Here is a 1,207-nt window from a genome sequence, read left to right on the forward strand (position 1 = left end):
GAAAGGCTACGTCACGAACATGCCCGCCACCCGAATCTCCGCGGCAGAACTCATTGCCGACTATCACGAGCTCTGGCTAATCGAGAAATCCTTCAGGATGTCGAAGAGCGACCTGAAAGCCCGCCCGGTCTTCCATCACACCCGCGAGGCGATCGAAGCCCACCTCACCATCGTGATGGCCGCACTCGCCGTCTCACACCGCTTGCAAACAATCACCGGGAAATCCGTCGCCAAAATCATCGAAACACTCGAGCCAATCCATGAAATGAACGTCAACATCGCTGGCCAAACCCTACCCGCTCACGACCAGATCACACCCGCAGCCCAAACCATCCTCGACACCCTCGGCCTCACCTGGCCCCCACACTAAAGTGGCACGAGTCGGGCCAGAGCCGGCGGGCCTGGCCTGGGGCGTTCCAGAATTCCCCGCGCCACGCGGGGGTGAGCCCGTCTGGAAATCGACCTTCCCAGAGGACACCATGAATTCCCCGCGCCACGCGGGGGTGAGCCCATCGAGCAGGCCACGGCGAAACTGGCTGGCCTGAATTCCCCGCGCCACGCGGGGGTGAGCCCCATCGGGGGCCGCACCACCGCGGACCACTATGGAATTCCCCGCGCCACGCGGGGGTGAGCCCCGCGCCCTGACCACCATCCAGGCCCTGCCCGTGAATTCCCCGCGCCACGCGGGGGTGAGCCCGCCCGCGCCGAGTGGTACTGGCAGCTGCGCACGAATTCCCCGCGCCACGCGGGGGTGAGCCCTCCTCGACCCCGACAGGCTCGGCTGGACCCTCGAATTCCCCGCGTCACGCGGGGGTGAGCCCTGATGATGGACTGGCGGGGTCCGGAGTCGTCGGAATTCCCCGCGCCACGCGGGGGTGAGCCGACTGGGCCGCCCTCGCAGCCACCGGCAAGCCCGAATTCCCCGCGCCACGCGGGGGTGAGCCCTCGGCCAGTTTAATCCGGAGGGTTATGCAAAACTGTTTTTGTAGAATTCTAGTGCGATGACTGTTGTGATGGTTTGTGGGAAGGTGTGGATGGGTCTGCGGTAGCCGGTGTGGAGTATTCGCCAGGTTTTGAGGCTGGGGGATTGCTCGTTCGACTGGGGCGCGTAGCTTGTTGATGGTTCTGTTGTACTGTTTCTGGTTTTCTGTCAGCTCGCCGTGGACTGGTTTTCGTTCCGGGGTGATCATGCCCAGTCCGGTGTAGC

General features: G+C 64.1%; 1 protein-coding gene and 1 CRISPR repeat array. The gene reads left to right on the forward strand.

Going from position 1 to position 1,207, the window contains the following annotated elements; translation table 11 throughout:
* Window positions 1–370, forward strand: a 370-nt coding sequence (locus D9T14_RS13250) for an IS1634 family transposase (protein WP_147434132.1), incomplete at its 5' end; no start/stop codon positions are given.
* Window positions 371–419: 49 nt separating this feature from the next.
* Window positions 420–945: direct repeats of the CRISPR family, unit length 30 nt; unit sequence GAATTCCCCGCGCCACGCGGGGGTGAGCCC.
* The last annotated feature ends 262 nt before the right edge of the window (window positions 946–1,207 follow it).

The sequence above is a fragment of the Propionibacterium australiense genome (assembly GCF_003666605.1).
GTDB classification, from domain to species: Bacteria; Actinomycetota; Actinomycetes; order Propionibacteriales; family Propionibacteriaceae; genus Propionibacterium; species Propionibacterium australiense.